This window comes from Nitrincola schmidtii, from assembly GCF_008973715.1.
Classification (GTDB): Bacteria; Pseudomonadota; Gammaproteobacteria; order Pseudomonadales; family Balneatricaceae; genus Nitrincola; species Nitrincola schmidtii.
In genome coordinates this window covers 74,896-101,056 of the sequence record NZ_WBOL01000014.1, presented here as the reverse complement: position 1 = coordinate 101,056, position 26,161 = coordinate 74,896, and the positions used below count along the sequence as shown (strand labels likewise).

Annotated in this window: 18 protein-coding genes and 1 rRNA gene; 10 read left to right on the top strand and 9 right to left on the bottom strand. The window is 43.2% G+C overall.

Translation table 11 applies throughout. From position 1 onward, the window contains the following. From rrf to F7R24_RS12405, 3 genes are all read left to right on the top strand, one after another. Positions 1-99 (top strand): 5S ribosomal RNA (rrf, locus tag F7R24_RS12415); the annotation flags it as partial. Positions 100-281: 182 nt separating this feature from the next. Further along, on the top strand, positions 282-764 hold the full coding sequence (locus F7R24_RS12410) for a DUF2489 domain-containing protein (protein ID WP_151671580.1): 483 nt from the start codon (positions 282-284) through the stop codon (positions 762-764). Then, entirely contained in the window at positions 764-1,138 is a 375-nt protein-coding gene (locus F7R24_RS12405; protein WP_151671579.1) for a hypothetical protein, read from the top strand. Before F7R24_RS12410 ends, F7R24_RS12405 begins: the two co-directional genes overlap by 1 nt. Before the next feature lie 3 nt (positions 1,139-1,141). On the opposite strand, the gene F7R24_RS12400 is transcribed toward F7R24_RS12405, so the two are convergent. From F7R24_RS12400 to dacB, 5 genes are read right to left on the bottom strand one after another with little or no spacing between them, the layout of a single operon-like run. Further along, positions 1,142-3,754, bottom strand: a complete 2,613-nt coding sequence (locus F7R24_RS12400) for an ATP-binding protein (RefSeq protein WP_151671578.1) — start codon at positions 3,752-3,754, stop codon at positions 1,142-1,144. Beyond that, positions 3,751-4,683 (bottom strand): ABC transporter substrate-binding protein, encoded by a 933-nt coding sequence (locus tag F7R24_RS12395; protein ID WP_151671577.1) that lies wholly within the window; start codon positions 4,681-4,683, stop codon positions 3,751-3,753. The genes F7R24_RS12400 and F7R24_RS12395 overlap by 4 nt, the downstream gene beginning before the upstream one ends. A 10-nt stretch (positions 4,684-4,693) precedes the next feature. Beyond that, positions 4,694-6,787, bottom strand: coding sequence for a TonB-dependent receptor plug domain-containing protein (locus tag F7R24_RS12390; RefSeq protein WP_151671576.1), 2,094 nt, complete (start codon positions 6,785-6,787; stop codon positions 4,694-4,696). Beyond that, a complete protein-coding gene (locus F7R24_RS12385) occupies positions 6,780-8,906 on the bottom strand; it encodes a TonB-dependent receptor plug domain-containing protein (RefSeq protein WP_151671575.1) in 2,127 nt (708 codons plus the stop codon). The genes F7R24_RS12390 and F7R24_RS12385 overlap by 8 nt, the downstream gene beginning before the upstream one ends. A 39-nt stretch (positions 8,907-8,945) precedes the next feature. Then, the gene (gene dacB, locus F7R24_RS12380) at positions 8,946-10,397 is read right to left on the bottom strand and encodes a D-alanyl-D-alanine carboxypeptidase/D-alanyl-D-alanine endopeptidase (RefSeq protein ID WP_206057551.1); all 1,452 of its coding nucleotides are present in this window, start codon (positions 10,395-10,397) and stop codon (positions 8,946-8,948) included. Between the two features lie 128 nt (positions 10,398-10,525). Between dacB and F7R24_RS12375 the strand changes: the two genes are divergently transcribed. Genes F7R24_RS12375 through F7R24_RS12350 form a run of 6 tightly spaced genes read left to right on the top strand, consistent with a single transcriptional unit; the run spans position 10,526 to position 16,517 of the window. Continuing rightward, complete coding sequence (locus tag F7R24_RS12375) at positions 10,526-11,614, top strand: MlaE family ABC transporter permease (RefSeq protein ID WP_168926828.1); 1,089 nt, start codon at positions 10,526-10,528, stop codon at positions 11,612-11,614. A 2-nt stretch (positions 11,615-11,616) separates the two neighbouring features. Next, a complete protein-coding gene (locus tag F7R24_RS12370; RefSeq protein ID WP_206057550.1) occupies positions 11,617-12,393 on the top strand; it encodes an ABC transporter ATP-binding protein in 777 nt (258 codons plus the stop codon). Next, positions 12,393-13,286: an MlaD family protein gene (locus tag F7R24_RS12365; RefSeq protein WP_151671572.1), complete on the top strand. Its 894-nt coding sequence runs from the start codon at positions 12,393-12,395 to the stop codon at positions 13,284-13,286. Before F7R24_RS12370 ends, F7R24_RS12365 begins: the two co-directional genes overlap by 1 nt. Before the next feature lie 5 nt (positions 13,287-13,291). Continuing rightward, the gene (locus tag F7R24_RS12360; RefSeq protein WP_151671571.1) at positions 13,292-13,903 is read left to right on the top strand and encodes an ABC-type transport auxiliary lipoprotein family protein; all 612 of its coding nucleotides are present in this window, start codon (positions 13,292-13,294) and stop codon (positions 13,901-13,903) included. Positions 13,904-13,960: 57 nt separating this feature from the next. Next, positions 13,961-14,389, top strand: coding sequence for a protein tyrosine phosphatase family protein (locus F7R24_RS12355; protein ID WP_151671570.1), 429 nt, complete (start codon positions 13,961-13,963; stop codon positions 14,387-14,389). A gap of 1 nt (position 14,390) precedes the next feature. Continuing rightward, on the top strand, positions 14,391-16,517 hold the full coding sequence (locus F7R24_RS12350; protein ID WP_151671569.1) for a hypothetical protein: 2,127 nt from the start codon (positions 14,391-14,393) through the stop codon (positions 16,515-16,517). 19 nt (positions 16,518-16,536) lie between these two features. Here F7R24_RS12350 and F7R24_RS12345 read toward each other — a convergent pair whose 3' ends face one another. The 4 genes from F7R24_RS12345 to F7R24_RS12330 are packed head-to-tail and all read right to left on the bottom strand — an operon-like array spanning position 16,537 to position 24,373. Continuing rightward, complete coding sequence (locus F7R24_RS12345; protein WP_151671568.1) at positions 16,537-17,460, bottom strand: DMT family transporter; 924 nt, start codon at positions 17,458-17,460, stop codon at positions 16,537-16,539. Between the two features lie 6 nt (positions 17,461-17,466). Continuing rightward, positions 17,467-18,372 (bottom strand): transglutaminase family protein, encoded by a 906-nt coding sequence (locus F7R24_RS12340; protein WP_151671567.1) that lies wholly within the window; start codon positions 18,370-18,372, stop codon positions 17,467-17,469. A gap of 15 nt (positions 18,373-18,387) precedes the next feature. Next, a complete protein-coding gene (locus tag F7R24_RS12335) occupies positions 18,388-20,991 on the bottom strand; it encodes a circularly permuted type 2 ATP-grasp protein (RefSeq protein WP_151671566.1) in 2,604 nt (867 codons plus the stop codon). 31 nt (positions 20,992-21,022) lie between these two features. Beyond that, on the bottom strand, positions 21,023-24,373 hold the full coding sequence (locus F7R24_RS12330) for a transglutaminase family protein (RefSeq protein ID WP_151671565.1): 3,351 nt from the start codon (positions 24,371-24,373) through the stop codon (positions 21,023-21,025). A 327-nt stretch (positions 24,374-24,700) separates the two neighbouring features. On the opposite strand from F7R24_RS12330, the gene F7R24_RS12325 reads away from it, so the two are divergent. Then, positions 24,701-26,158 carry a circularly permuted type 2 ATP-grasp protein gene (locus tag F7R24_RS12325; RefSeq protein WP_151671564.1) on the top strand — a complete coding sequence of 486 codons (1,458 nt, stop codon included), beginning with the start codon at positions 24,701-24,703 and terminating at the stop codon, positions 26,156-26,158. Positions 26,159-26,161: the final 3 nt, after the last annotated feature.

Sequence of the window (26,161 nt, the reverse complement as noted above, 5' to 3'; positions counted from 1 at the left end):
CGTGGAACCACCTGATCCCATCCCGAACTCAGTAGTGAAACGCGTCATCGCCGATGGTAGTGTGGGGTCTCCCCATGTGAGAGTAGGTCATCGCCAGGCACTTAATTCTAAGAAACCCTTGTCACTCAGTGGCAAGGGTTTTTTATTATCTGCTCGAAATCATGCGTTTGTACACAATCTGATAAGATCAAATGATGACAGTGAACCGTACAATTCGCAGTATGAATTTTTTCAAGGTAGAATTACTCTACTATTTCACTAGGTTATTAGGCGGTGTGTAAATGTCTGAGACGGTTCTATATATTTTAATATTGGTTTTTACAATTCTTTCAGTTGGTTTAGCTTTCTTCGTTTGGAAAAAATCTACTGAACTTAAAATAAAGAGGCAAAAGCAAGAAGCTTCCATTCAAGCCCATGCTATCGCAGCTCAGGAACAGAAAGATTATCTAATCGATAGCATTCGTATCATTTCTAGGAGTATCTATGATGGCCAGTGTCCAATGGCTGAAGGGTGTATTCGACTGAAAGTGTTGATCGATAATTATGCACCACAATTACATCAGCAGCCTGAGCTACAAGTGGTAGAACTTATGTATTCAAAAACTTCACATATCCCTACATTAGAGGCATGGAAAAGACTTTCATCAAAGGAAAAAATACCTTTCCAGGAACAGTTAAATTCGCTAGAACAACAGTACTCAGATGAGATTCGTAAAGCCGCCCTTTTCTTAAAGGATTATGCTTTCGATAAACGAGTACATTAATGGAATTTTTCATTGTTTTTTTTGTGAGTGCTGTATTTCTTTTGCTTATTGGCATAGCAATGGCCTTTGGTAAATCTCCTAGCTATCGTCCAGATAGAGCATATGTGCTTAAGCTTATAAAAGGTATCGAGGACCAAACCACTAGTCCTCAATCCTGGGACATGCTAATTGGCTACCCTATCAGTCACGATCCAGAACTAGAAAATATCAGACGTTGGCTTGTGGCTATTCATGAGGGCACTGATGGACAAAAGCCAGCTAGAGAGGGGATCAACGGTTTTATATATGACAGAGAGTCAAGAGCGAGGCTTGCTCCTGTCATTGTACAGTTGGAAAAATTAATTGAAGAAACGCCTGTTACTAAAGAGTTTTAGTTTTTAAAAACGTTGTAGATTGTTGACTACCCTAGCAAGCTGATTGTATGCACTCCATATGTTTCTGATATCACGGCTTATCACGGCTTTCTTTAAGCGTTCAGCAACCATTTCTATCTCTGGATGATCAAATAATCCTGCAAATCCATAAAGTTGATGTGCATTTCGAGCAAGGCTTTCGTAATCTTTCGCGTAGATGCGCGATTGTATTTCCTCTAATTGACGTTTTATTTCGATTTCAAACTCAGACTTATTCGTTCCTGCTGATGTAACTTTGCCTCTTCTAAAATCTAATGTGCTTAATAGAGCATACAATTTTTCAATATTTAAAGGTTTAATAAGAACTCTACCGATTCCTATTTGATTTAGCAGTTGTTGCTCACGAGAAGAGATGTTTGCCGTCAAAGCTATGATTTGCGCCTTCGGATGTTGCTCTAAAATAAGTTTAGAAGCTTCAATGCCATCCATATCCGGCATGTTGATATCCATCAAAATAATATCAGGCATTTTAATGTTAATTTCATCAATGGCTTGTTTGCCTGTAGTGACTTCTCGCGTCTTTATACCAGCTTGCCTCAAAATTCGCTTAACTAGAAGCCTGTTATAGTCATTATCTTCAGCTATTAGTATTTCCAATGAATCTAATTCGTAATCTGTATCATTAAGTGAATTATTAAGTTCCTTTGAGTTACAGATACACTTTAGTAATTGAGATGATGAAAGAGGCTTTGTAAAGCTTAAGGCTTTAAAATTTTTAAGGGAGTCTCGTCTAATCGTAGCTGGGTGCAGGATAATTATTTTTGCAATGGGAAATTGCTGTCTAAGCGATTCTGTTTTCCGATAGAGTAATTCTAAATTATGATCATTGGCAGCATGGCTAATAATTATATGCGAATATTGCTCAGCTGTGTTCAAAGCATCTTCTATACGCTCTACGTCCTTACATGCAATGTTATGATAACTAAAAGTATCAGATATACTCTTTCTTGAAACAGTATTACTTTCTATTACTAGTATATTGAGATTTTCATCAGATAATCTAATGCTGAAATCTTCAATTTCATCTATCTCAAAAGGTTCAACTTTAACCTCAACAGGTATTGTAACAACAAATTTACTACCTTTTCCTGACTTGGTTTCAACATGTATGTGCCCATTCATTAGCTTTATTAAACGAGAAGTAATAGCTAAACCTAGACCTGAGCCCCCATACTTACGGCTAATACTATTATCTGCTTGTGTAAAGGATTCAAACATTTTATTTTTATAATTCTCGTTGATCCCTATGCCTGTATCCTCTACAGAAAACATAAGCGTCTTTTGCTTATGAAAATATTCTGTATGAAGTTCTATATGTCCTCTATCGGTAAATTTAATCGCATTACCAATTAGATTGGTTATGATTTGGCGTATACGTGTTGGATCGCCCACCAGTAATTCTGGTAATTTGAATGAACCATTCAGTATCAGTTCTATTCCTTTTGCATGGGCGGCAAGAGCCTGCATTTCTATAGCTTGATGGAATAGCTTTTCTGGATGAAAACTAATGAATTCTAATTCTATAGCATCAGATTCTAACCGTGTGAAATCAAGAAGATCATCAATTAATGTCAGTAGCATCTGTGAGGTGTGATCAATAATTTTTAGATAGTGAGCACGTTCTTGTTCAGTACTACCTTCCTGAATCATTCGTGTAAATCCGATTACAGAAGTTAGCGGGGTTCTTAGCTCATGACTCATTCGTGCTAAAAATGCATCTTTCGCTCTGTTTGCTGAATCGGCTTTCTGATGGGCTTTTGTCAATTGATTGTTTTTAATTTCAAGCTCTTGAAGACTGACAGAGAGAGCTTGAGTTGCCTGATTAATTCGGTTTTCCATTTGGTAATTTGATTCTTCTAGAGACTTAGCAAGCTCATTTATGCCCTCTGCTAGTTGATTGAATTCTTCTGTATTTGAACCCATTGCACGAGTACTTAAATTTCCGCGTCTTAACTGGCTTATGATGATAGAAAGCTGTTTTACCGGAAGACTAATCTTTCTACCAAAGTAATTTGATAGTAAAAAGGTTATCAAAAAGCCTGCTAAAATTATAAAAAGGCTATTACGTATAATTTGATACTGCTGCTGTCGAATGGGTTCATCTGAGAAAACTATAATTACCCAGCCAGTAATGTCCTCATTTGAACTCTTGTCTTCAATGCTACTTGCACTCAGCGTTCGGATCGGCATAGGTTTCACAGGGTGACTAAAGAGCCATTCTTGTGCTGTTCGAGAAGTTGGATCTGGAGGTATGCTTAATGAAACATCGAACACATCTTCCCTATGAATAACTAATAGGTCTTGATCTGTAAAAATGACATCGATAACTAATGGATTCTTTATTAATTGTTGACTCAGTGGTGCTAGTTCAGCAGGATTATTACTTAAGATCCCAAATTCGGCAGCTGCAGCTAGTAACTGACTAAACTCCTGACCTTTTTCTATCATCCCTTGCTCTGCATTTTCTACTTGTGTATAGATAAAAAAACTGCCTAAGAACAACGTTATGGCAAGCATTGGAAAGATAGATAAAAATAAGACTCTCTCTCGAATATCGTTTTTAAATAATGACTTCATCTATCAATCTCTTTCAACTGTTCGGTAAGGAATTCAGTATCTGGAAGATTCATCCTTAATGTTCTTGCGGTAGAATCATTAACCATGATGGTAAATTCCTTAGGAAACGAAGCAGGTGCTAGATTTCCATGAATTAAGAGATTTACTAAGGTTTCACGCGTTTGAAGCGCTAGTTGTTCTGTAGTTGAATAAAGTGATACTACCGCACCTGCTTCAGAATAGCTGGCCGAAAACCCAATCAACGGTATTTTGTTTCGAAGTGTTATGTAGAGAGCCCATCGAGATACGCTTCTATTAAAATTCGCATTATCTGGTATAGCTAAAAATACATCACTTCTCTGTATGAGCGGCGTTAAAATCTGTACTGGGTTCTGTGTTTCATCTAGAAATGCATGATGAGTCACAAAGTTTAGTGCTTGGCCATAACGCTCAAAATTAGATCTTTGTGAAATGGAAGTTTGTCCAAAAACAGTACCAATGCTTTTCGCATCAGGTGCGATAAGTTTAACAAGTCGGATTTGACGCTCTATAGGTTGATCCATAAAGACAGCAGTCAATGAATTCTGGTTTAGATCTGCTTTGTTGTGTTTTGTTATCAGTGTTTGATAGGTTTGTGCTGGAATCAAGGTGCATATGAGTTGATCTTCTAATGCTAGGTTCGTTATTGCTTGATCACAGGCTCTTGTGCCGATAGCGACAATCACCAAGCCTTCTAAACTTACCTCTGATTTAGTGTGTTCAGTGTATAAACGAATGGTGGCAGAAACGCTGCTATTTTCAACGATTAATGCAGCAATTTCATTGTGAATTTTTTGGTCGTCGCTTAGTAAGATTAACAGTTCTTTTGAATAGGATGCAGTCGAAAATACTAAAAGTATGAATAGCAATATACGCTTAATACTATTGTAGGTCCCTTTCTGCTTATGCATCCTTACACACCTAATCCATTGTGATGTTTAATTGAACAAATATTCTTCTATCAAATTTATGATCTTGATAGAAAGTTTGATAGCTATTATCAAATGCATTCTGAACCAGTGTTGATAGTTCTATCTGGCTGTTCTTACTCCGCCATGATTTAGCAAGTTTAATGTCAAGTCTTTCATATTTAGGTTGGTGTAATAAGTTGTAGCTTCTTCTCCATAGAACATCATCCATAAAATAGTAAGTAGCACTTAAATTTAGATCGGGTCTAGCTTCCCAGTTTGCGAGTGAAGATAAAGTATGACGCGGTGCAAGTTGAACATCTGGAAATATACCTGCAGAACCTTGATTCCAAGATTCTACGTTGTTGTTCAAATAACTGTAGTTAAATAATAACCATACTGTGTTGCTCGGTTGTAATTTGATTTGAGTTTCGAACCCATTGTTTTGCCATTGCCCAATATTTCGCCTTTCCCCGACCATACCCTCTTTAAAATTCATAATGGCTTCGGAGATATTTTCTTGAAAAAGTCTTATATCTATAGAACCCTGTAATTTATTCAATTGATGATGAATACCAAGCTCGTAACTGATTATTTTTTCGGGATTTAATTCTTGGTTTTCTCGTTCAAGGATGCGGTTAGGTAAAATTGTATAATTACCATTTCGCTCTAATAGTGATGGTAAACGGTTACTGCTGCTATAGCCTAATCTGATACTTGTCTGTGGTAAAAGCTGGTAGTTTACCCCTAGACGCCCGGATGTTGCATTAATAACATTGTTTTCATATTCATGCATTAAACCAGCATTGATAATTACCTTAGGCAGTAAATGTATTTCACTGCTGTTGAATAAACGAAATTTATCGCTGGATACTTCACCTGATTGAAGCAGAACGGGACTTGAGGATTTTTCTTTTCTTATCCCTATTCCCGTGAAGCTATGAGCTGTTTTATTTTCGATTTCTATTGCTAATTCCATATCCCACAGAGATGTTTTTCCATGTTCGCGATAGCCTCGAAATTCTGGATTGTTCTGAAGTAAATTGACAGAAATGGCTTCATCTTTGGTGATAAATCTTGTTATATCTTCGATTGAAGGTTTTGATTCATTAAGATTTAATAAATTACGGTATGACCTAACATGCAAAGTTTTATCGTTATTTAAGACTTTTGACCAGCGTAGGTGTTGATAGTTGGACGAATAATTTTGTTTCGCAAGATAGCGTTCCCCATTTGGAAAGCGATTCTCATAATCATATAGATAGCCAATATGTGTATAGCCTTGATCAACCCCGAAATTTAGACTAACGGTGTCATTGATGGTAGGGGACCAAATCCATTCACTATTAATATAATTACGTTCATGACTATCCTTGAATCTGCTATTACCATCATTAGTTTCACTGGAACCACTGAAACGGTAAAAAGTACCTTCAAACTGCCCAGAGTGAGACAGCTGCGCTGATTGTGAATTCATCGATCCGACAATAGCTGATGCTTTCCAACTATGATCTGTCATTGGCGATTTAGTAATGAAGTTTACGGCGCCAAGAAAAGCATTCGAGCCTTGTGTAGCTGAGTTTGACCCACGAATAATCTCAACTCGATCTATATCGTCGATATGAAGCCCTAGAGTATGCCATAAGACGGTGGATAGAAGGGGGAGGTAAACCGATCTACCGTTAACCATGATTTCAAGCTGATTTGGAAACTGATTGTTAACGCTATGATAGTTTGCGCCTTGCCGATTGCTGTTCAAATGAAATACTTGAAATCCAGGAGCTAAGGCTAAAATGTCAGTTAATGTCTGTGCACCCGATGCTTTGATCATGCGCTGATTTATAACTGATACAGATGCAGGGGACGTATGAGGATTTTGCTTTAAACGTGAAACGGATGTAACGGACGGTAGCTCACCAAATATATCGGATTCTTTTAACACTAATGTGTGTGCAGGCAACAGGGGACTAAAAGCTACTAAAGTGCTTAGTAATCCAAACTTGCTAGGAGTTTTGGTGAGCTTTTTTAAGTTATATTTGGTTTTCCTGACCATGCGATTCCATCCAACATAATTCCATAATGCAACAGTTTTGACCCTTTCAATCATATTTTAAACGAAAGGTTAGAAAAATACGACGTTCAAAGTCATGGTAGTCGTAAAACTCCTTATAGGTGGGTCCAAACGCATTTTGTATGACTAGTGCAGCTTCAGCTTGTGTTTGTGAGCTAGGTGTCCAAGATTTTGCTGCTCTTAGGTCGGTTCTATTATACGCTTCTCTGATGTCGCCTTCGAACCAGTGCATTTGATCAACATAATAATGTGCTGCACTGAGTTGTAGATCTGATGTTGGTTTCCAGCTGACAAGTGCTGATGCACTATGTCTTGGAGCTAGATGATTCCTGGTAATGAATCTTGATCCATTATTAAAGCCATCTTTTGTAGAATTGATATATGTATAATTCAACAGAAGCCATAGGTTGTCTTTGGGTTGAATTTTTAACTGTAACTCTGCCCCATTATTTTCCCATGATGATATATTTTTTTCTATTCGTGTGGTATTGCTTCCATTAACCTGTGACAGTGGGAGGATTATTCTGTAAGTTTCGATACCTTGAGTTATTTTTTCATTAAAGATTCTAATATCTAAGTTGCCATTAATGTTTTGAAAGTTATAAAGAAGGCCTACTTCTTTACTGTTGACTTTTTCGGGGTTTAAATTTTGATTAGGTCTCCTAATGGCGTTGTATATCTCATTATCAAGACCATCGTAATAGTAAGTAGTCTCACCATAAGACTCATAAAGTGAAGGTAGACGTTCACTATGGCTAAGCCCAGTTCTTAAGGTTAAATTATTTGTTATGTGAACATTTAGTGCAGTTCTGAGTGATGTAGCTTCAGATCTTGACTCTTCATTTTCATGCAGAGCTCCCAAATTAATCGTATAAATAGGTGAGGGGTTATATACGGAATTGAAGAAAACTCTATACCTTTTTGTACTTATGTTTCCGTTATCAAATAGAGTTCTCCCTGTACCAATATCTTTTCTATAGCCTAAACCTATTACTGACGATAAGTTGGCTTGTGTATAAATCCCAGAAACTTGTAGATCTTCTTGTCGTGTTGATCCATTTTCATTATTAAGTCTTACGCTTGGAGTGCTATTAAGCGAATTTGCTGAATCATTAACAGCAATACAACTTTTTTCCAATTTTTCTGGGAGTTTTGAGCAGTTATCGAATATTTCAGGGTTGTTCATCCATATAGTATAGGCTTCATATGATACTGATTTGAGCACCTCTTCAAAACTGGGTGCTTGCTCTTTCAAAGTTAATTCATTTCTATAGCCTGCTACCTCGATTGACAAGCTATCGTTTACAGTTCGATTCCAGATAAGGTGTTGAAAGTTAGAACTGTAGTCCCTTTCTTTAGTTACAATACTATCGGGTGTTTCGGATGCTTTAAGTGATCCAATGGTTGTATAGCCTCTATCAATACCCGTTCTGATTTCTATTTGGTCTTGAGTACTTGGTGCAAAGCTGCCACTGAAATTCAAATAATTGCGTCTAGCTCCATCTGAGAACTGACGACTGCCACTGTTTTCTTCGTAACCATAGGACAAGCGGTAATGTCCTATCGGCGTCAGTCCACTAAATCTTGCATTGGTATTGCTGGTATCTAGTGATCCTAGCGTAACTGATCCGCTCGCTTTTGATTCTGTGGAAGGATGGCGAGTAATGATGTTAATGGCACCAAGAAATGCATTTGAGCCATGAGTGGCTGTGTTTGATCCTCTTACAATCTCAATTTTTTCAATATCATCTAAATGTAAACCCAGTGACGTCCAATCGGGTGATGATATGAGCGGCATATAAACCGATCTCCCGTCAATCATCACTTCAAGACGTCTAGGAAAGTCATCACTATGGCCATGATAGGTCACCGCGTACTTATTGGTATTGACATGCGCCACTTGAAAACCGGGAACAAGGCGGAATAGATCCGGAACAGTCTGTGCTCCTGACGCCTGTATGGTTGCCCGATCAATAACAGTCATGGAAACAGGTGCATCACTTAAGTGCTGTGTTAAGCGGGTTGCTGATGTAACGGTTGGAATATCGATTAAGAAAGCATTTTCATCAAGCAGTAAGTCTGCCGCACTATGGGTGCTTAATATGCAGAATGACAGTAACGTTATGATATTTTTAGAGTAATTTTTTGTTGGCATTACAGCTATTGATCCTAGGTATATGTTGGAGGTGTTCGATTAGTTCGAACACCCAGCCGATTGATAAACCCAGTCCATGAGCGTTTGTTGCATGCGTGTTCCATGGCCTAAATGTGCTTCGGGGTGATTGATTAAGAGTACCACCATCACATCTTCGTTGCAGCGATTTCTGACATAACCCGTAATGGCTGAAACTTGATTTAGTAGTCCGGTTTTTAAATGTTTTTGTCCCGCTGCTGCATTATTTCGATACTGTCTGCGCGTTGTTCCATCTATCCCCGAAATCGATAAAGAGGAGATAAACTCAGGCCTTCTTGGGCTATCCCACCCTACTTGAAGGATTTGTCCTAGTTGATTGGGAGAGATCCGAGCGACTCGACTTAAACCAGAGCCATTGTCTATAAACATTCCCTGAGTATTTACGCCCGCCTCCCTTAATACCTCGATTAAGGAAACTCGCGCTTTCTCAAGAGTAGCCGGTGGTCCCATTCGGCTTGCGCCAACCGATAGTGCCATATGTCGAGTCATGACATTGTGACTCCACTTATTGGCTACTTTGATGAGATCTGCCAGTGGACGCGAGTGGTGAACCATCAGTGTATGACTATAATTCAAAGCAGCACCTTGGTGGCTAAGAATATCCCCTGTGATTTCTCCGCCCCACTGTGCCCAATGTAACCGGAAAAGCTCTGCAGCATTGAAATCTGGGGCTACCGCTGTTCTTAGTAATTCGTAATTGCCGCAATTAACCGGATAGGCGCCGCTAAAGGTAACTTCGTTTCGGCCAACGTCATATCGAATACCACGCTGCCAGGCATCGCAGTTACCATTACCACGTGTTAATTGATTGTTAATTTTCAGTCCAGGAAGAGGAGGTTCTGCTTCAATTCGAATTGAGTTTCCCTCTGGAATGATATGAAAACGAATAGAGTTGGAGTTGACATGCAGTGCGTAAGCCAATTGATTGTAAGCACGATAAGGTTGTCCGTCAAAAGCGCCCGGATCTTCCGTAGGAAGCATAAAGTAACTGGCATCTAAGATGACATTACCTTCAATACGTCTTAAGCCTGTCATTCGCTGAAGATCACGCAGCATTCGCCAATGCTCTTCACTGACTGCTCCAGGATCTCCCGTGCCACGAATGATTAAGTCACCTCTCAATACACCATTCTCAACTGGGGCAGTAGATCTGAAGCTTGTTGGCCAAGTATAAGCAGGCCCCAATTCCAGTAATGCGGCTAAGGTCGTTGCGACTTTAATAGTCGAAGCAGGATTAAACAATCTGTCAGCATTATGCGAGACTATCGGTACCGCACTATCGACAGGTTTAACCCAAATGCCCATTGCGTCGGCAGGCAATGATTGAGATTGTATCGCTTGCCTCAAACTTTCTGGAAGTTGAGCATTGACTGAAGAACTGAAAAAAACCGCTAGAAACATAGCGCAGAAACGCTTAGCTATTGCAGTTTTGCGAGAGAGTGGTGCCGTCATTAAAGCTCTCCATGAGTGATATATAAAATGCATTATCTCAAAGCAACGGTCAGACACAAGCTTTCCATTATGATTCGCTGTTTTATTCGCATCTGCTAAGATGGTGCGAGTATTGTGGAGTCATGGATATGAATGAAGAGAAACAACCTCCTGTTATCAGTGAGTCATCGGATGGAGTGCAGCTGAGAGGAGAGTGGACAACACCCTATTTAAAGCAGCTACAGAAAATTTCCAAAAATAACACGCGACATCAGGTTAATCATATCGCTATTGCTCAACTAGACCCGAATGGTTCAAGAGTTTTGCTTGAGCTGATTGGCAATGAACCCAGTGCTTGGCCTGAAGGTTTAACCAAAGAGCAGCGCGGTTTGTTAGAGTTAGTTCGTGAAAAAGTGGGTCCTGTTCCAGCACAGCAAGAGTCAGTAAACCTATTGGCGGCACTGGGTCAGCAAGTGTTTCGTGTGATCCGTCATGGGCGCGAATTGTTGGAGTTTGCTGGTCAGTTATCAGCCTTAGTGTTCAGTTTGATTCGTCATCCTAGACAACTGAAAATTAAAATGTTGCTAGATGTGTTGCAGCGAGATGGTCTTAACGCAGTCCCCATTATTGCGTTATTAGCCTTTTTGCTGGGGGCGGTGATCGCTTTTCAAGGTGGACTCCAATTGGCAACTTATGGTGCCAATATCTTCGTTGTGGAACTGATCTCCTTAATTATGCTGCGTGAGTTAGCGCCTTTGATCTGTGCCATTATCGTTGCTGGACGCTCTGGGTCAGCGTTTGCTGCGCAGTTAGCTACCATGCAAATGAATCAAGAAGTCTTGGCATTAAAAAGCTTAGGGCAAGATCCTTTTGCTTGGTTAGTTTTACCTAAACTATTAGGCTTAATGATCGTTATGCCTTTGTTAACGGTGTTGTCGATGCTGACCGGTATTGGTGGCGGTATGTTTGTAGCAATGGTGCAGTTAGATTTGAGTCCTGTTGAGTTTATTCAACGCTTTGGTGCCGTGGTGGATCCGATCCATTTTTGGGTTGGCCTGATCAAAGCTCCTGTGTTTGCGTTGATCATTGTTAATGTGGGCTGTATGCAGGGGTTGTTAGCTAAAGGCGGCGCGGAAGCCGTAGGTCATAGGACAACACGAAGTGTCGTTCAGAGTATATTTTTGGTAATTATTGTTGATGCACTTTTCTCAATATTATTTGCTCAGCTCGGATGGTGATGATGGAAGAGCACAAGGTTATTGTTGAGTTAAAGCAAATTGCCACCCGCTTCGGTGACAACATCGTCCACGAGAAACTGGATTTAAAAATTTTAGAGGGGGAACGTGTTGCTTTAGTTGGAGGCAGTGGAACAGGTAAATCGGTACTGCTGTCAGAGATAGCGATGCTAAGAGAACCTGATTCAGGAGAAATAGAGCTATTTGGTGAACCTATCACCCAAATGAGCGGTCGAGAGCTACTCGCGCAACGGCAAAAAATCGGTATGATGTTCCAGCAGGGAGCATTATTTTCCAGCCTAACGGTTTTGGAAAATATTATGTTACCGATTCGAGAGCATCAACATATTTCAGGGTCACTGTTAAAAGATTTAGCGATGCTGAAGTTGCGCTTGACCGGTTTACCCGAGCATGCCGCTCACCTTTATCCTCAATCCCTAAGCGGCGGCATGTTAAAGCGTGCAGCGGTATCACGTGCTTTGGCTCTCGATCCCCCTTTATTGCTCCTCGATGAGCCAACAGCGGGTTTAGACCCCGCAGGGGCTGCCGCTTTTGATGATATGTTGCTAGAGCTTCATGCGGCACTGAATTTAACCTTAATTTTAGTGACGCATGATCTTGATTCGATTTGGACGGTTACCAATCAAGTCGCCTTTTTGGGAGAGCGCAGAGTGTTGATGAAGCAACCTATAGAGAAAATGGTTAAAGATACACATCCGGTGATAGAGGCTTATTTTGCAAATGAACGTGCTAAGCGAGCGATTCGACAGGAGCTGATTTAATGAATCCAAGGATTAACTACACCCTCGTCGGTGCTTTTGTCATATTAATGGTCGCTGTGGGTGTTGGTATGTTGGCCTTAATGACGCGCGATGACCGTCAAACTCAATGGCTTCCCTATGTTACTTATTTTAATGAATCCGTAGCTGGACTCAATGAACGCGCTACCGTGCGCTTTTTAGGGGTTCCGGTAGGTGTGGTTGAAAGTATTACGCTAGACAAAGAACAAGAGGGGCGCGTCAGGTTAGGATTAAAGATTGACCCTAGCGTACCGATTCGTGAGAGTTCTATTGCAAGTCTTCAAAATCAGGGTATTACTGGACTTCTGTTTGTAGAAATACAAAGTGGTCAAGCAGACTCACCTAGATTGGAAACATCCGACGCAAGCCCCGCAGTGATTAAAAGTAGTCCATCTCGATTGTTGCAGATTTCAGAAGCACTTAATGAAACCCTGAATCGTTTTAATGAATTATCTGATAATTTATCCGAGTTAACGCGTCATTTAAGTGCATTGAGTGATGACTCTATGCGCCAACAGTTAGACAGCCTAATTCAGTCCATGGTTAGCTTAAGTCAAACAGCCGAGCGTCAGTTAGATCAGCTAGATACTGACAGTTGGGATAGGTTAGCAAGGTCAATGACAGAGTTGGCTGAGTCTTTAACACAGCAAAGCCAGGCGTTGCCGGATGAAATGGCATCTTTTAGGCAACTTTTGGCAGATAATTTGGATCAAACCAATCGTCAATTAATGGCGATGTCTAGGGATAGCCAAGTGCTCGCTCGAGAGTTGGCACCTTTGATCAGAGAAACGAGAGCGCTAAGTGAAACATTAATGCGTCAAGGTGATGTGTTAATTAGAGGCCCCGGTCAATTACCGGCTGGACCAGGAGAGTAATGTAAATGAGAAAGCAGATGGCATCACTGTTAGTGGTCATTGGAATTGGGTTTATTGGGCTAGCGGGCTGCAGTGTATTACCAGAAGCAGGGCCGGCACCCACTCAACTTCAGTTAATGTCTAATATAGATGAAGACAGAGTTGCTGAAACCGTTTGGTCGAAAGAAAGGGGTACCTTGGTTATAGAAACCCCTCAAGCAACAACTGCATTAAATAGCCGTGCGTTATGGTATCAGACAGGCGAGCATCAGCTAACACCCTTTAGAGATCATATCTGGACTGAACCACTGCCTATGCAAATGGAACGTTTGGCTGCAGAGTACCTAAGTGCTCACTTACAAGGTGTAAATGTGTTGACCGATCAGCCTGGTATTATGGCTGAACATCGTTTACGCATTCACCTTCATCAATGGCATCTAGATCAAACATCTCAGCGCCTGTTAGTGGTCATTCATGCTGATTTAATCCGACAAGATGGTCAGCCTGTTGTGAGTTGGCAATGGCAGCAATCAGAAGCCTTGCCAGAAGTGACTGCTCCGGGTTTAGCCGTAGCAGGTCAGGTTTGGCTGTATAAATGGTTGGCTGAACTTAATGAGCGTTTATTGCCTTATTTATAACTTATCATGATCAATCAAATTAGATTAGATTCATAATGAATGATTTAGGAGAGTTCTATGTCACATCCGTTACCAGCTATGAGAAAAATAACAGATGATTTGAGTGCTTGTGCACAATTGACACAGGATGATATCAAAGCCTTATCAGAACAAGGGGTTAAAACCCTGATCTGTAATCGACCTGATGATGAGGAACCTGAACAGCCATCTTCAGCAAGCCTAAAAGCCTATGCAGAAGAATTGGGATTGCAGTGGTTTTATTTGCCAGTAATTTCAGGTCAAGTGGAGGACGGTCAGGGAGATGAGTTTGGACAGATTCTAGCCCAAGCGAAGACACCTATCGTGGCCTTCTGTCGTTCAGGGGCGCGCTGTGGAATGCTATGGGCATTAAGTCAACGTAAGCAACAAGACCCTAAAGCCTTAGTTGATCAATTAAAAGTATCGGGTTATGACATGCCTGATTTCTTTGCTAGGTTAATGAGTTAATTTGTCTAGCTCACCTCTTGCCAGTCAATTACAGCGCCCCCGATTGCGACCTGCTTTCGGGGTGTTGGTTGCGGGTCATCGCCAACAGCGTTTGAATCAAAACTGGTTGCAACAACAGTCTGAACGAGAAAGTGCGCTACGTTCAACGCTTAAACAATTGCTGCTTGATCTAGACGTTTCGGCGAATGACGCTTTTGCTAAGGCAAAAAGTGTGTATGCTAATGAGCCAAGCCAGCTAAAGTTAATCACGGGAGAAGCCTCAGGTGTTGATGAGGTCGTTGCTGAGCTGGCGCATGAGTGTGGATATCATTTAGCTGCCATCACGGCTCAGGATAGTCATCAAGCAAACCGTCGTGCAGCTGACCAGCGAGTGATACTTGGAATGCACTCCCCAGTGCTAAATCAAAACCTGTCTCAAGATGATTACTCACTTCGTGATGAGCTTGCTCTGAGTTTTTCTGATTTACTGATCGCCGTATGGGATACTCAAGAGCCTCTTATTATTACCAGTGGTACTGCGAGAATTATTCGTACAGCCTTAATTCGACGTAAACCGGTTCTGTTATTGAGGTTAGACCCTAATCTTGATCAGCCTCAACTCTTAATTAATCGCCCAGCAATGCTGACTGACTCACATCTGCTTGAGTTAGAGGCGTTGAGTAGTGATAACGAAGCATTGTTGCAGTATTTTACGCTGATGCAAACGCAGTCACAGTTAAGTCTTGCAATATCGGAGTGGATGGACCTGCTGCTTTTGCCTTTCTTACCTGCGATGCAACCCGATTCAGCTGAAAATAAACGTTTAGCAAAGATAGCAGCTCAACCTTCACTGCTAGGTTTTTTGTTTTTATGGATTAAGTTTCTTTTTCTACCCAGCGTTAATCAGCGTCCACCCGGTCTGTTTTCATGGTTAGCTGGCGCTAAGCAATGGCTACAAGTGATGTTAAACCCTCCTAACCCATCACAATCAAGGCGTCTGATGGAGTTGTTAACCAGAGGTTACGATACGTTAAGTGTGAAAGAGCGCTTAATAGGACGATTACATCTATTTTGTTCTGCTATTGCTCGTTTGAATTGGACAGATTTGAAGACATCTGTACAGATGGCTTCTCGGTCTAAAGGATACCAAAAAGTGACCCCGTCGAATGGTGTTACTCACCCTATAGATGAACCCGATTTAGAACACATTTTTAGTTGGGCAGAAACACAGGCTGACTGTTTTGGTCGCCGGCATCGTGACGGAATATGGATGATCTACTATGCTGCCGCGTTTGCCGTATTTTGTGCTGTCGCGGGTGCGTTAAGTATATGGCCAGCCAACATGCCTGGTTTACTGATGATCTGGGCAGTATTCGAGTTTATTTTACTCAGATTTATTGTCGGTCATGTGCTACAAGCTCGCTTCCGTGATTGGCATGGTCATTGGATGAGTTATCGCTATTTAGCCGAGCAGCTACGTTATTTACGTATTGGATTTCCCTTGCTAGTGTTGCCTCAAGCCTTTAATCGGCCTTATTGGAGCCCAAATGCCAATGCACGGGGTGGTCAGTTGAGCAGTGCAGAAAATTGGTTATTGCAGCGCGTATTAATTAGTTCTGGTTTGCCCGTGAGTCGATCAGACTCAACGCGATATTGTCTGACAGAACACAATTCAACGATGGCGAATTATTTACGTCAGGTGCTGGATGAGCATCGTCAATATTTTAGTCGTAGCCATGTGAATTTACATAGAGATCATGTTTATCTTCACCGACTGGCGTTCAGTTTGTTTTTCATCACTTTTTTAGCCGTGACATTACATTTCTTTGTTAAGATCTCATGGATACTCATTTTCACGGCATTTTTTCCCGCTTGGGGTGCTGCGATACACGGCATACTCAACCACAATGAGGTTGTGCGTATGTCGTCTTTAGCTGGGCAGGTCTCTGGGCAGTTGGCGGTTCTTGATGAAGCATGCACCGATTATCAACGAATGGCGGCAAAGAGAACCGATACTAGTGAGCAACAGCGATGGCGGCAGACACAAGAATTGCGACAACTCTTTGCCACCTTAACTCGAATCTTGTCGGATGAAAACCAGCATTGGCGTTCGCTGAATCGCCATAATCAGACAGATTTACCTGCCTAATTGAAAACATACCGTGGTTTTATTGAACTGTACCCGGTGGTATCTGATTTAAAACCTTACGACCTCGACGACTGTGTTGGCTAATGGCAACGCCGGTAAAGACAAGAGTGACGGCAAGCCACTGCTGAAAGTTGAGCACTTCATTCAGGAAAATATAGGCGAAAAACAAGGTAAATACTGGGATTAAGTTAGTATAAGCGCCAACTTTACTGGCATGCGTTCTGCTGAGTGCATAGTTATATAATCCATAAGCGCCTAGGGTAGAAAACACACCCAGATAAGCAATATAAGCAAACGTATCAACAGATATGCTTGCTGGCATTGGCATCATCAGTGCCAGTGGAAGAAAAAATACCGTCCCCAATAAGGTTTGTATCGCAGTCAAAAATAGCGGGCTATAGCGAGTCGTCAATTTTTTAACCACAAGGGTGTATCCAACAGCACATAGCATCGCCATGAGTTCTAGCGAATTTCCGAGCAAAGGATTAGGGGCATGACTACTTACGTCACTTCCCCATGACATCCAGATCACGCCTATCAACGCAATCACAAACCCAAGCCATTGGTTTTTAGCAATACGTTCTTTTAATAACAACCAAGCGCCTATAGCGACTAAGAGCGGTAAGATGCTGGTGATCATTCCCGCTTGTCCTGCACTGGTGTATTTAAGGGCTAAACTTTCGAAAATAAAATAGAGGCAGGGTTCAAATAACACCATCGCGGCTAACCATTTCCAATCACCTGCCTGATAGTTAAAACCTCGTTTCCACCAAGGAAGAATCAGTAAGAAGACGATACTACCGATAAACATGCGTAAAAAAATAACTTGCATGGGATGCATAACATCGACAGCTGCTTTCAGGGCAATAAAGGAGCTACCCCAAATTGCCATGGCTAATAGAAGCGCTGATCGGGCACGCCAATCTACAGATGAGCTAAGCATAGAGGTTTAAAAAAGTTCCAGCAGATGTTTATCTGATAAAGGGGTGACATCGACGGCAACCGAAAGTAAGTCTTTACCACCGCCATTCATGACTCCTTTGAGTGGGGTGACATCGGCAAAATCGCGCCCCCAGCCAAGGGTTAAGTAGCGTTCATCCGGAAGCGTGCCATTCGTGGGGTCGATTTCTAACCAGCCCCATCCTGGAATTCCTACTGCAAGCCAGGCATGCGTTGCATCAGCACCTTGTAGTTTCTGCTGTCCAGGAGGAGGAAGTGTTTCCATATAGCCACTGACATAGCGTGCAGGCAAACCGATAGAGCGTAAGCAGCCAATCGCTAAATGGGCAAAATCCTGACATACACCGCGACGACTATTCAAGACATCCAGTACGGGTGTCGCGATGGTGGTATGTTCTGGATCGTAAGTGAAGTCGTTGAATATTTGTAGATTAAATGCTTGAACCGCTTCAACAATGGAGCGACCTTTTTTAAAAGCTTCACTGGCATATTCCGCTAATGCTGGGTGACTTCGGATGAAGTCAGAATCCAACATCATTAAGCGAGCGTTTTGTAATAGGTTGCCAACGGAGCGATCCGTTTTGATGATTTCAACTGCATCATTCCAGCTAATATTGAAATTTTTAGGTGGCAGTTGTCTAGGTAGCGTAGTGATTTTGCTATTCAGTGTCACTTCAAGGCTAGAGTGTAACTCTTGGATCGTGAAATAACTGACACGGTTGCCAAAAAAGTCGACGCGCTCACGTAAGCGAATGGGCTTTGGGTCGATTGTGAGTTCTGCATCAATCACTTGCTGCCAAGGTAAGTCTCTGGGTAGCAAGCGTGCTTCATTATGGCTGAGTGTGACATCACTGCTGTAATCGTAACGCGTTGTATGGCGAAGATGGTATTTCATGTGTTTATTATCATTTTAGGATTGCATGGTCACTAGCTGAACAGGGGCTTCAACATGGCTAAAGTGACTGTGAGAAATGGCATTGGTCAATTCGGATAGAGGTTGTATCAGCTGATCAAGTAGCTCTGAGAGTACTTCTCTTGACTCGGCGCTTGTTTCTATCTGACTGAGCGTATCAATATCGACTAAGTGCAAAGCACTGGTGGCTTGAATCACTAATCGGGATTCTAAATTTCGGTAAGGCGTATGAGTTGGCTGAGGTAGACGTTGAATCTGTCTTTCTAGCCGCTTCAGAATATAACCAACCGATCGAGGATTGGTTTCGTCGAATAATAATAGATCGAGAATAGCGCTCGGATGAAGCTGTGAACGATAGCGACGGCGATAGACCGTAAAGTTATCTGTCGTTGCTAAGACCACTTCAAACAGAGGTATACCGGGCTGTCTTGCTGTTAAGAGTGCCAGTTTTAAAAGCTCTAATGTGCAGAGTACACGTTCAATAAAGCGCCCGATGTCTAAGAAACGCCAGCCATAATGGTGTGGCATGGTTTCATTACAGAGACCGAAAAAAGCGGCTAAATGAGTGACAACACCCTCGAGCTGGCGCTGTCCAACAATAATGCCTTGTGTGCGTGGCATGTCATTAAAGCGCTGACGAAGATTGTTCACTGTCCGCCATGCATCGTCACCTAAGTGATCGCGTACAGATCGACAGTTGCGCAAAAAGTGATTGAAAAGCCATGGCATGCCATCAGGATGATTTTCTTCAAATAACTCTAATAAACGATTTCGATAGCTTAGATAGAGCTGTTTGTGCCGCAACGGATCATCAAGATCAGTCACTTCATCGACTTCTGGTATCTCTGGAAATTGAATTTCAAGCGCCGTAAATAGGTCAGGTAGCAGGCCTGTTTCTTCCGACGACTGATCTTCTTGTAAAAAGCGTCCCAGCGTTTCTCGTAAAAGGCGTGAACGAATATCTAACCGCTCACCATAACGTCCCATCCAAAATAAACTGTCGGCGACGCGGCAGGCAAGGTCAGTACCGTCACGAGTCATGACGATAGGGCCGTTAGCTTGGCGCAGCATGCTGATATGGGGCTGAGGAACCGGTGCCATTACCCAAATATCTTTGACCGTACGACTTTCCATTAACAGTGTGCCGGGCTCACCTATCCAAGCTAATCCGCCTGGCATAATGCGATAACGGCGATCAGCAGCGTCGATAAATAGATGATCAGGCTCTATCAGACTGAAAAAGCGCAAGTTAACATGGCGAGCTTCAAAGCTATCCGTGCGTGTGTTGTAAGTGGGTGAAGTGGCCGCTTTCAGTTTAGATTGAGCAACGAATCGCCAAGGAGTCGCTTGAAGTTTGTCGAGCAGCTCCAGTAACTCACCTTCACCTAGCTTTTCAGGGCGAATCACTTTGGCTGGCTCGGTGATATCTCGAAACAGCCATTCTTCCGGTGAGGTTAGAATGTCAGCCAATTGCCTATCATCGCCTGCCCATAGGGTAGTGCGATGCTTGATCAACAGTGGTTCGCCCAGTAGTTGCTGACAAATCTCATCCAGATAGGCCGCTAACGCAGGATTTTCTAAAATCCCAGTTCCCAAGGCATTAGCAATTTCTACTTCACCATCTCGCGCGGCCTGCATCAAGCCGGGAACGCCGAGTAACGAGTCACCACGAAGCTCTAATGGGTCGCACCAAGGATCATTGATATGACGAACAATAACGTCAACTTGTCTTAGCCCACCCAGTGTTCGCATGGCAACCTGTCCATCACGAACGACTAAGTCTGCACCTTCTACTAACGAGAAGTTCATGTAGTTTGCTAGCCAAGCATGCTCAAAATAACCCGGACTGCCGGGGCCTGGAGATAGCAATACAATGTTGGGCTGGTCACGCTGGCTAGTGGATAATGACGCAAGGGCTCGATGTTGAGCCTGTAAGAAACCCGCTAAGCGTTTGAGAGGTGCTTCACGATATTGATTGGGGAAGGCGCGTGCTAGGGTGATACGATTTTCAAGCGCATACCCTGCGCCAGAAGGCGATTGTGTCCAATCACAAAGTACTTCCCATTCACCGGAAGCATTCCGAATCACATCAGTACCCTGCATGATCAACATGGGTCGACGTAAGGGTTGATCACTGACGACAGGAAGCAAGTAACTTGGAAAGGTGTGAATGAGTTCCGCTGGAAGTAAGCCACTGGAGATCAGTGTTCTTGGACCATACAGATCCTCGGCAATCGCTTCCAATAAACGAGAGCGTTGCATCAAACCCTTTTCTAGATGTTCCCAATCTTCTGTGCTGATGACATAAGGTAAACTATCAAGCTGCCATGAACGAAGCTGTCCTGGGTCGTCTTCGTAGGTGTTAAAGGTAACACCATTTTCATGAAGTAGGTTTTGTGCTTCTTCACATCGGCTTCGCAATGCTTCGCGATCCAGTTTAGAGAGTTCTTCGAGCACAGGTTGCCATTGTGCGCGAATCTTTCCCGATGCGTTCAACAGTTCATCAAATCCATGCATATTTGGAGCAAACGTCTGTCGGCTTTCAACATAAGCCAACAGACGCTGCTGCATGTCACTGTTCAGCAGGCTAAAGTCTGTCATTTTCTCGTTGTTCAATGATCAAAAGGACATATCATATCTCAGACTCGCCCGGATTGCTGTGGTTAAAACGCAAATCAAGCGTATGTGGATATTCTCCAAGAACAGCTTCTGGCGGAATAGAGCGTTTTCCTTGTGAATGTCCTTGCGACCAGAAACGCGATAAACGACGGGCTTCTGCTTCATTAGCATTGACAGGGAAGGTCTCGTAATTTCGACCTGCTGGATGAGAAACATGATAAATACAACCACCTAAAGAGCGTTGGTTCCAGGTATCAATCAAGTCAAACACCAAAGGCGCGTGCACTGGGATTAAGGGGTGTAAAGCTGAAGGGGGTTGCCAAGCACGATAGCGTACTGCTGCAACCGCTTCCGAATTTACCCCAGTGGGTTGTAAAGGCACACGTCGACCGTTACAAGTCAAAACATGACGCTCTGGGTTATAGCCAAACACTTTAACTTGCAAGCGCTCAACCGATGAGTCGACATAGCGGGCGGTGCCGCCACCACTCACTTCTTCGCCCAGCACGTGCCAAGGTTCAATCGCTTGGCGTAATTCAATGCGCACTTGATCATAAATGACTTCGCCATATTGCGGAAAACGAAACTCTAGGAAGGGTTCGAACCACTCTGGGTTAAAGTCAAAGCCAAAGCTTCGAAGATCATCAAGAATATCAAGCATGTCATGCCACAAATAATGAGGCATCATCCAACGATCATGTAGCTGTGTTCCCCAGCGAACTAGCTTCTTACGATAGGGGCTGCGGGTGAATCTAGCTACCAAAGCACGAATCAGTAACTGTTGCATCAAGCTCATTTGAGCGTGAGGTGGCATTTCAAAACCACGCAGTTCCAGTAGGCCTAAACGCCCCGTTGCTGAATCTGGCGAGAAGAGTTTGTCGATACAGAATTCGGCACGATGCGTATTGCCGGTGATATCGGTCAGCAAGTTGCGCAGTAAGCGATCCACCATCCAGGGTTGAGGAACTTCCCCTAATGGCATTTGCTGAATAGCAATTTCTAACTCATACAGTGCTTCATGACGCGCTTCGTCAATTCGTGGTGCCTGACTGGTTGGCCCCAAGAACATACCCGCAAACAGGAAAGATAAGCTAGGGTGATGTTGCCAGTAGGTGATCATGCTAGTCAGCAGGCTAGGGCGACGCAAGAAAGGTGAATCTGCGGGCGTTGCTCCCCCTAAGGTCACATGGTTGCCGCCACCGGTACCTGTATGACGTCCATCAAGCATGAACTTTTCAGTGCCCAAGCGAGATAAACGTGCCTCTTCATAAAGGCGAGTGGTGGTGTTGACCAGATCACGCCAACTTTTCGACGGCATGATATTGACTTCGATAACACCTGGATCGGGCGTGATCATGAACTTTTCAATACGCGTATCGGACGGTGGTGGATAACCCTCAAGACAGACAGGTAACTTCAGCTCCTTGGCGGTATGTTCGATATGTACTAGCAGTTCTAGATAGTCTTCCAGTTCAGCCAATGGTGGTAAGAAGACAAACAGTTTACCTTCACGTGGCTCAATACACAGGGCGGTATGTATAACACTGTTGGGTGTAGAGCTGGCCTTGGAGTCGATCGCTTGTTGCTCTTGCAGTGCTTGAGCGTCTCGATTTGAAGTTAATGGAGCCGCGGCAAGTTTTTGCTGTAAGGCGCTGTAACGGCTTGCAACCTCGCCGTGCATATCGGGCAAGGGTGGTTTTAACTCAAACAGTGACGCGGGTTCAGGAATTTCTTCTTTACCGGCGATAGGCAACTCGCTTAGGGGAAGGCGATAGCCCATGGGTGAATCCCCTGGAATCAGATACAGCTGTCGACGACGCACATGCCAATCACCAGAACGCCACGCCTTATCACGTAAATCGCGACTAAGTGGCAGGGTAAAGCCAGTAATCTCATCTAAACCACGTTCTAAGAGTTTCGCTAAACGCCGGCGATTCTCATCAGATTTCAGATCTTCTTTGCGTAGATCAATATCAACAGGCTGCTTTCTTTCCAGCCAGAGATAGTAATACGCATCCTCATAACAGGGGATAAGATTTTTCTCTTTCAGGTTGAGCCGGCGCGTCAAACTTTCGGCGAATTTTCTAGCTTCATCAATACCCGCACCATAATCCTTGTACATATCGGCTAGCCATTGGCTGTCTTGCCACATGGGATTCGCGTCACGACGCCAATAACAAGCCAGCGCCCATCGAGGTAAAGATTCACCCGGATACCATTTGCCTTGTTGATAATGAATCAGACTGTTAGGTGCGAAATGAGGGCGTAAACGACGCATTAAGATTTCAGCAAGACGGCGCTTATTTGGTCCTTGAGCCGCAATGGTCCACTCCGGCGCATCCATATCATCAATCGAGACAAACGTCGGCTCACCGCCCATGGTTAAACGTAAGTCTTCTGCATCCAACACCGCATCAACTTGTTCACCGAGGGCATTAATTTTTTTCCAAGCTTCTTCTGTGTAGGGTTTAGTCACACGGGGATCTTCGTGAACACGCTCAACCGACATGGAAAAATCAAAACTCACTTCACAGGGTTCTGTTGCGCCTGAAATCGGCGCAGCACTGGAAGGGTCGGGTGTGGCTGCCAGAGGGATATGTCCCTCACCGGCAAAAAGTCCAGAAGTGGGGTCGAGGCCTATCCAGCCCGCCCCAGGAATGAATACTTCTGTCCAAGCGTGCAGGTCGGTAAAGTCTTTGTCTGTTCCTGATGGCCCGTCGAGTGCTTTAACATCGGCGGTCAGTTGTATCAGGTAGCCAGATACGAATCTTGCCGCTAAGCCAAGATGACGTAAAACCTGAACCATTAGCCATGCAGAGTCTCTGCATGAACCTAGGCGTTTCTTTAAGGTTTCTTCAGCCGTTTGCACACCCGGTTCCATACGGATGGTGTACTCAATATCTTTTTCTAACTGTTGGTTGATACCCACCAAGAAATCAACAATCGCTGTGGGCTTATCCGAAACCTGCTTCAACCATTGGGTGAGTAATGGCCCATCTTCGGTAATTTCCAGATAGGGCGTCAGTTCTTTTTTTAATGACTCAGAATAGGTAAATGGAAAATTATCGGCATACTCTTCGACAAAAAAATCAAAAGGGTTAATCACGGTCATAGGCGCTAGTAATTCAACGCTCACTTCCAAATGATCTACTTTCTCTGGAAATACCAATCGAGCAAGATGATTACCAAATGGATCTTGCTGCCAATTGATGAAGTACTCTCCACCTGATATTTTTAGTGAGTAGGCATCGATAGGTGTTCGGCAATGTGGCGCAGGTCTCAGGCGAATTAAATGGGGTGAGACACCTACCGGTTTGTCAAAGTCATATCGTGTGGTGTGCTTCAGTGCAACGCGAATCGTCATGATCAGATATCCTGCTGAACAAATTGGCTAATAGAATCTATGATGGTTCATCAGCAACAGATATGCCACTTGTAAATTAATTTTTTACAAAATTGCTGATCGTCAGCATTTGAAGGCTGTTCAGAATCAAACTACAGTTATTTAAGGAGCGGGCAGTCGGGAGTAAATTGCCCAAATAAGAGGCATGTTTTGCCCTAAAAGGGTGCATGTGAACGTTTAAGGTGCGCGGTTCTTGTGTTTAAGCCTTATCTGCTAGCTGTATTAAAAGCTGGTATAGCATTTGCAAAGAAATCGCTATCGTAATGATGTCAACAATGGATACACGCTATGACAAAAGTGAACTGGCAAGAATATGCGTGCAATGGATTTTATGATGAGCTAATTGCAGCACCTGGAAACCCTCGCCCTGAATCTCAAATGCTATGTGATTATTTTCAAAACCTGGAAGCGGCAGAATTGATTGAGCATAAGCATGCCGTCGATGTCGCTATTCAAACCATGGGGATTACCTTCACGGTTTATTCTGAAGGTAGCATGATCGATCGCGCATGGCCTTTTGATCCTGTCCCACGAATTATCCCAAGGCCTGAGTGGGAAAAAACCGCAGCAGGGCTTCGCCAACGTGTGCAAGCCTTGAACATGTTTATTGACGATTTATACCACGATCAGCGGATCATTAAAGATGGCGTTTTTCCTGCTGAAGTGTTGGCGCAGTCGGCAAACTTTCGGCCTCAATGTGTCGGTATTTCTCCACCTCATAGTGTCTGGGCGCATATTTGTGGTTCTGACCTTGTGCGTGATGGTGATGGTACTTTGTATGTTTTAGAAGACAACTTAAGAGTTCCGTCCGGTGTTTCTTACATGCTTGAAAACAGAAATGTAACCAAGCGCGTGTTGCCAGAAATGTTTGCCACAGGACAGATACAGCCGGTTGATGATTATACCGACCAACTGTTTGATATGTTGGCCAGTATGTCACCACGACCGGGTGATGATCCGCAAATCGTGGTGCTGACGCCGGGTATCTATAACTCTGCCTATTACGAACACTCCTATCTTGCTCAGCAAATGGGTGTCGAGCTGGTCGAAGGACCTGATTTGATTGTCGGCGATGATGACTGCGTTTATATGAAAACGGTCGATGGCTTGCAGCGTGTTGATGTGATTTATCGTCGCATTGATGATATGTTCCTAGATCCAGAAGCGTTTAACCCTGATTCCATGTTAGGTGTGCCAGGTCTGATGCGATCTTGGCGTGCTGGTAAAGTGGCGTTAGCGAATGCACCGGGTGCTGGTGTGGCGGATGATAAAGTCGTCTACGCCTTTGTCCCTAAAATCATTCGTTACTATTTGGATCAAGATCCCCTCATCCCTAATGTGCCTAGCTACTTATGCATGTTTGAGGAAGATCGAGAGTATGTACTGGCGAACCTTGAATCCTTAGTGGTTAAGCCTGCTAATGAGTCCGGTGGCTACGGTATGCTGATTGGGCCTCACTCAACTAAGCGAGAACGTAAGGCTTTTGCAGAGTTAATTCGTTCGAATCCAAGAAATTATATGGCACAGCCAACCCTAAATCTTTCTACAGCACCGACTCTGTGCGGTAATGCGATGGAGCCGAGGCATGTAGATTTAAGACCCTTTATTTTATCTGGCGGCAATGACACTTATGTCACTACAGGTGGTTTGACACGTGTTGCCATGACGAAAGGGTCTTTGGTTGTAAATTCATCCCAGGGTGGTGGCAGTAAAGACACCTGGATCGTTGATGTGAAAGAGGGTTAAGTC

Bases quoted from the DNA above. Each gene is read 5' to 3' on its own strand.
- F7R24_RS12410 (WP_151671580.1), top strand. From the start codon at position 282: ATGTCTGAGACGGTTCTATATATTTTAATATTGGTTTTTACAATTCTT.
- F7R24_RS12405 (WP_151671579.1), top strand. From the start codon at position 764: ATGGAATTTTTCATTGTTTTTTTTGTGAGTGCTGTATTTCTTTTGCTT.
- F7R24_RS12400 (WP_151671578.1), bottom strand. From the start codon at position 3,754: ATGAAGTCATTATTTAAAAACGATATTCGAGAGAGAGTCTTATTTTTA.
- F7R24_RS12395 (WP_151671577.1), bottom strand. From the start codon at position 4,683: ATGCATAAGCAGAAAGGGACCTACAATAGTATTAAGCGTATATTGCTA.
- F7R24_RS12390 (WP_151671576.1), bottom strand. From the start codon at position 6,787: ATGATTGAAAGGGTCAAAACTGTTGCATTATGGAATTATGTTGGATGG.
- F7R24_RS12385 (WP_151671575.1), bottom strand. From the start codon at position 8,906: ATGCCAACAAAAAATTACTCTAAAAATATCATAACGTTACTGTCATTC.
- dacB (WP_206057551.1), bottom strand. From the start codon at position 10,397: ATGACGGCACCACTCTCTCGCAAAACTGCAATAGCTAAGCGTTTCTGC.
- F7R24_RS12375 (WP_168926828.1), top strand. From the start codon at position 10,526: ATGAATGAAGAGAAACAACCTCCTGTTATCAGTGAGTCATCGGATGGA.
- F7R24_RS12370 (WP_206057550.1), top strand. From the start codon at position 11,617: ATGGAAGAGCACAAGGTTATTGTTGAGTTAAAGCAAATTGCCACCCGC.
- F7R24_RS12365 (WP_151671572.1), top strand. From the start codon at position 12,393: ATGAATCCAAGGATTAACTACACCCTCGTCGGTGCTTTTGTCATATTA.
- F7R24_RS12360 (WP_151671571.1), top strand. From the start codon at position 13,292: ATGAGAAAGCAGATGGCATCACTGTTAGTGGTCATTGGAATTGGGTTT.
- F7R24_RS12355 (WP_151671570.1), top strand. From the start codon at position 13,961: ATGTCACATCCGTTACCAGCTATGAGAAAAATAACAGATGATTTGAGT.
- F7R24_RS12345 (WP_151671568.1), bottom strand. From the start codon at position 17,460: ATGCTTAGCTCATCTGTAGATTGGCGTGCCCGATCAGCGCTTCTATTA.
- F7R24_RS12340 (WP_151671567.1), bottom strand. From the start codon at position 18,372: ATGAAATACCATCTTCGCCATACAACGCGTTACGATTACAGCAGTGAT.
- F7R24_RS12335 (WP_151671566.1), bottom strand. From the start codon at position 20,991: ATGACAGACTTTAGCCTGCTGAACAGTGACATGCAGCAGCGTCTGTTG.
- F7R24_RS12330 (WP_151671565.1), bottom strand. From the start codon at position 24,373: ATGACGATTCGCGTTGCACTGAAGCACACCACACGATATGACTTTGAC.
- F7R24_RS12325 (WP_151671564.1), top strand. From the start codon at position 24,701: ATGACAAAAGTGAACTGGCAAGAATATGCGTGCAATGGATTTTATGAT.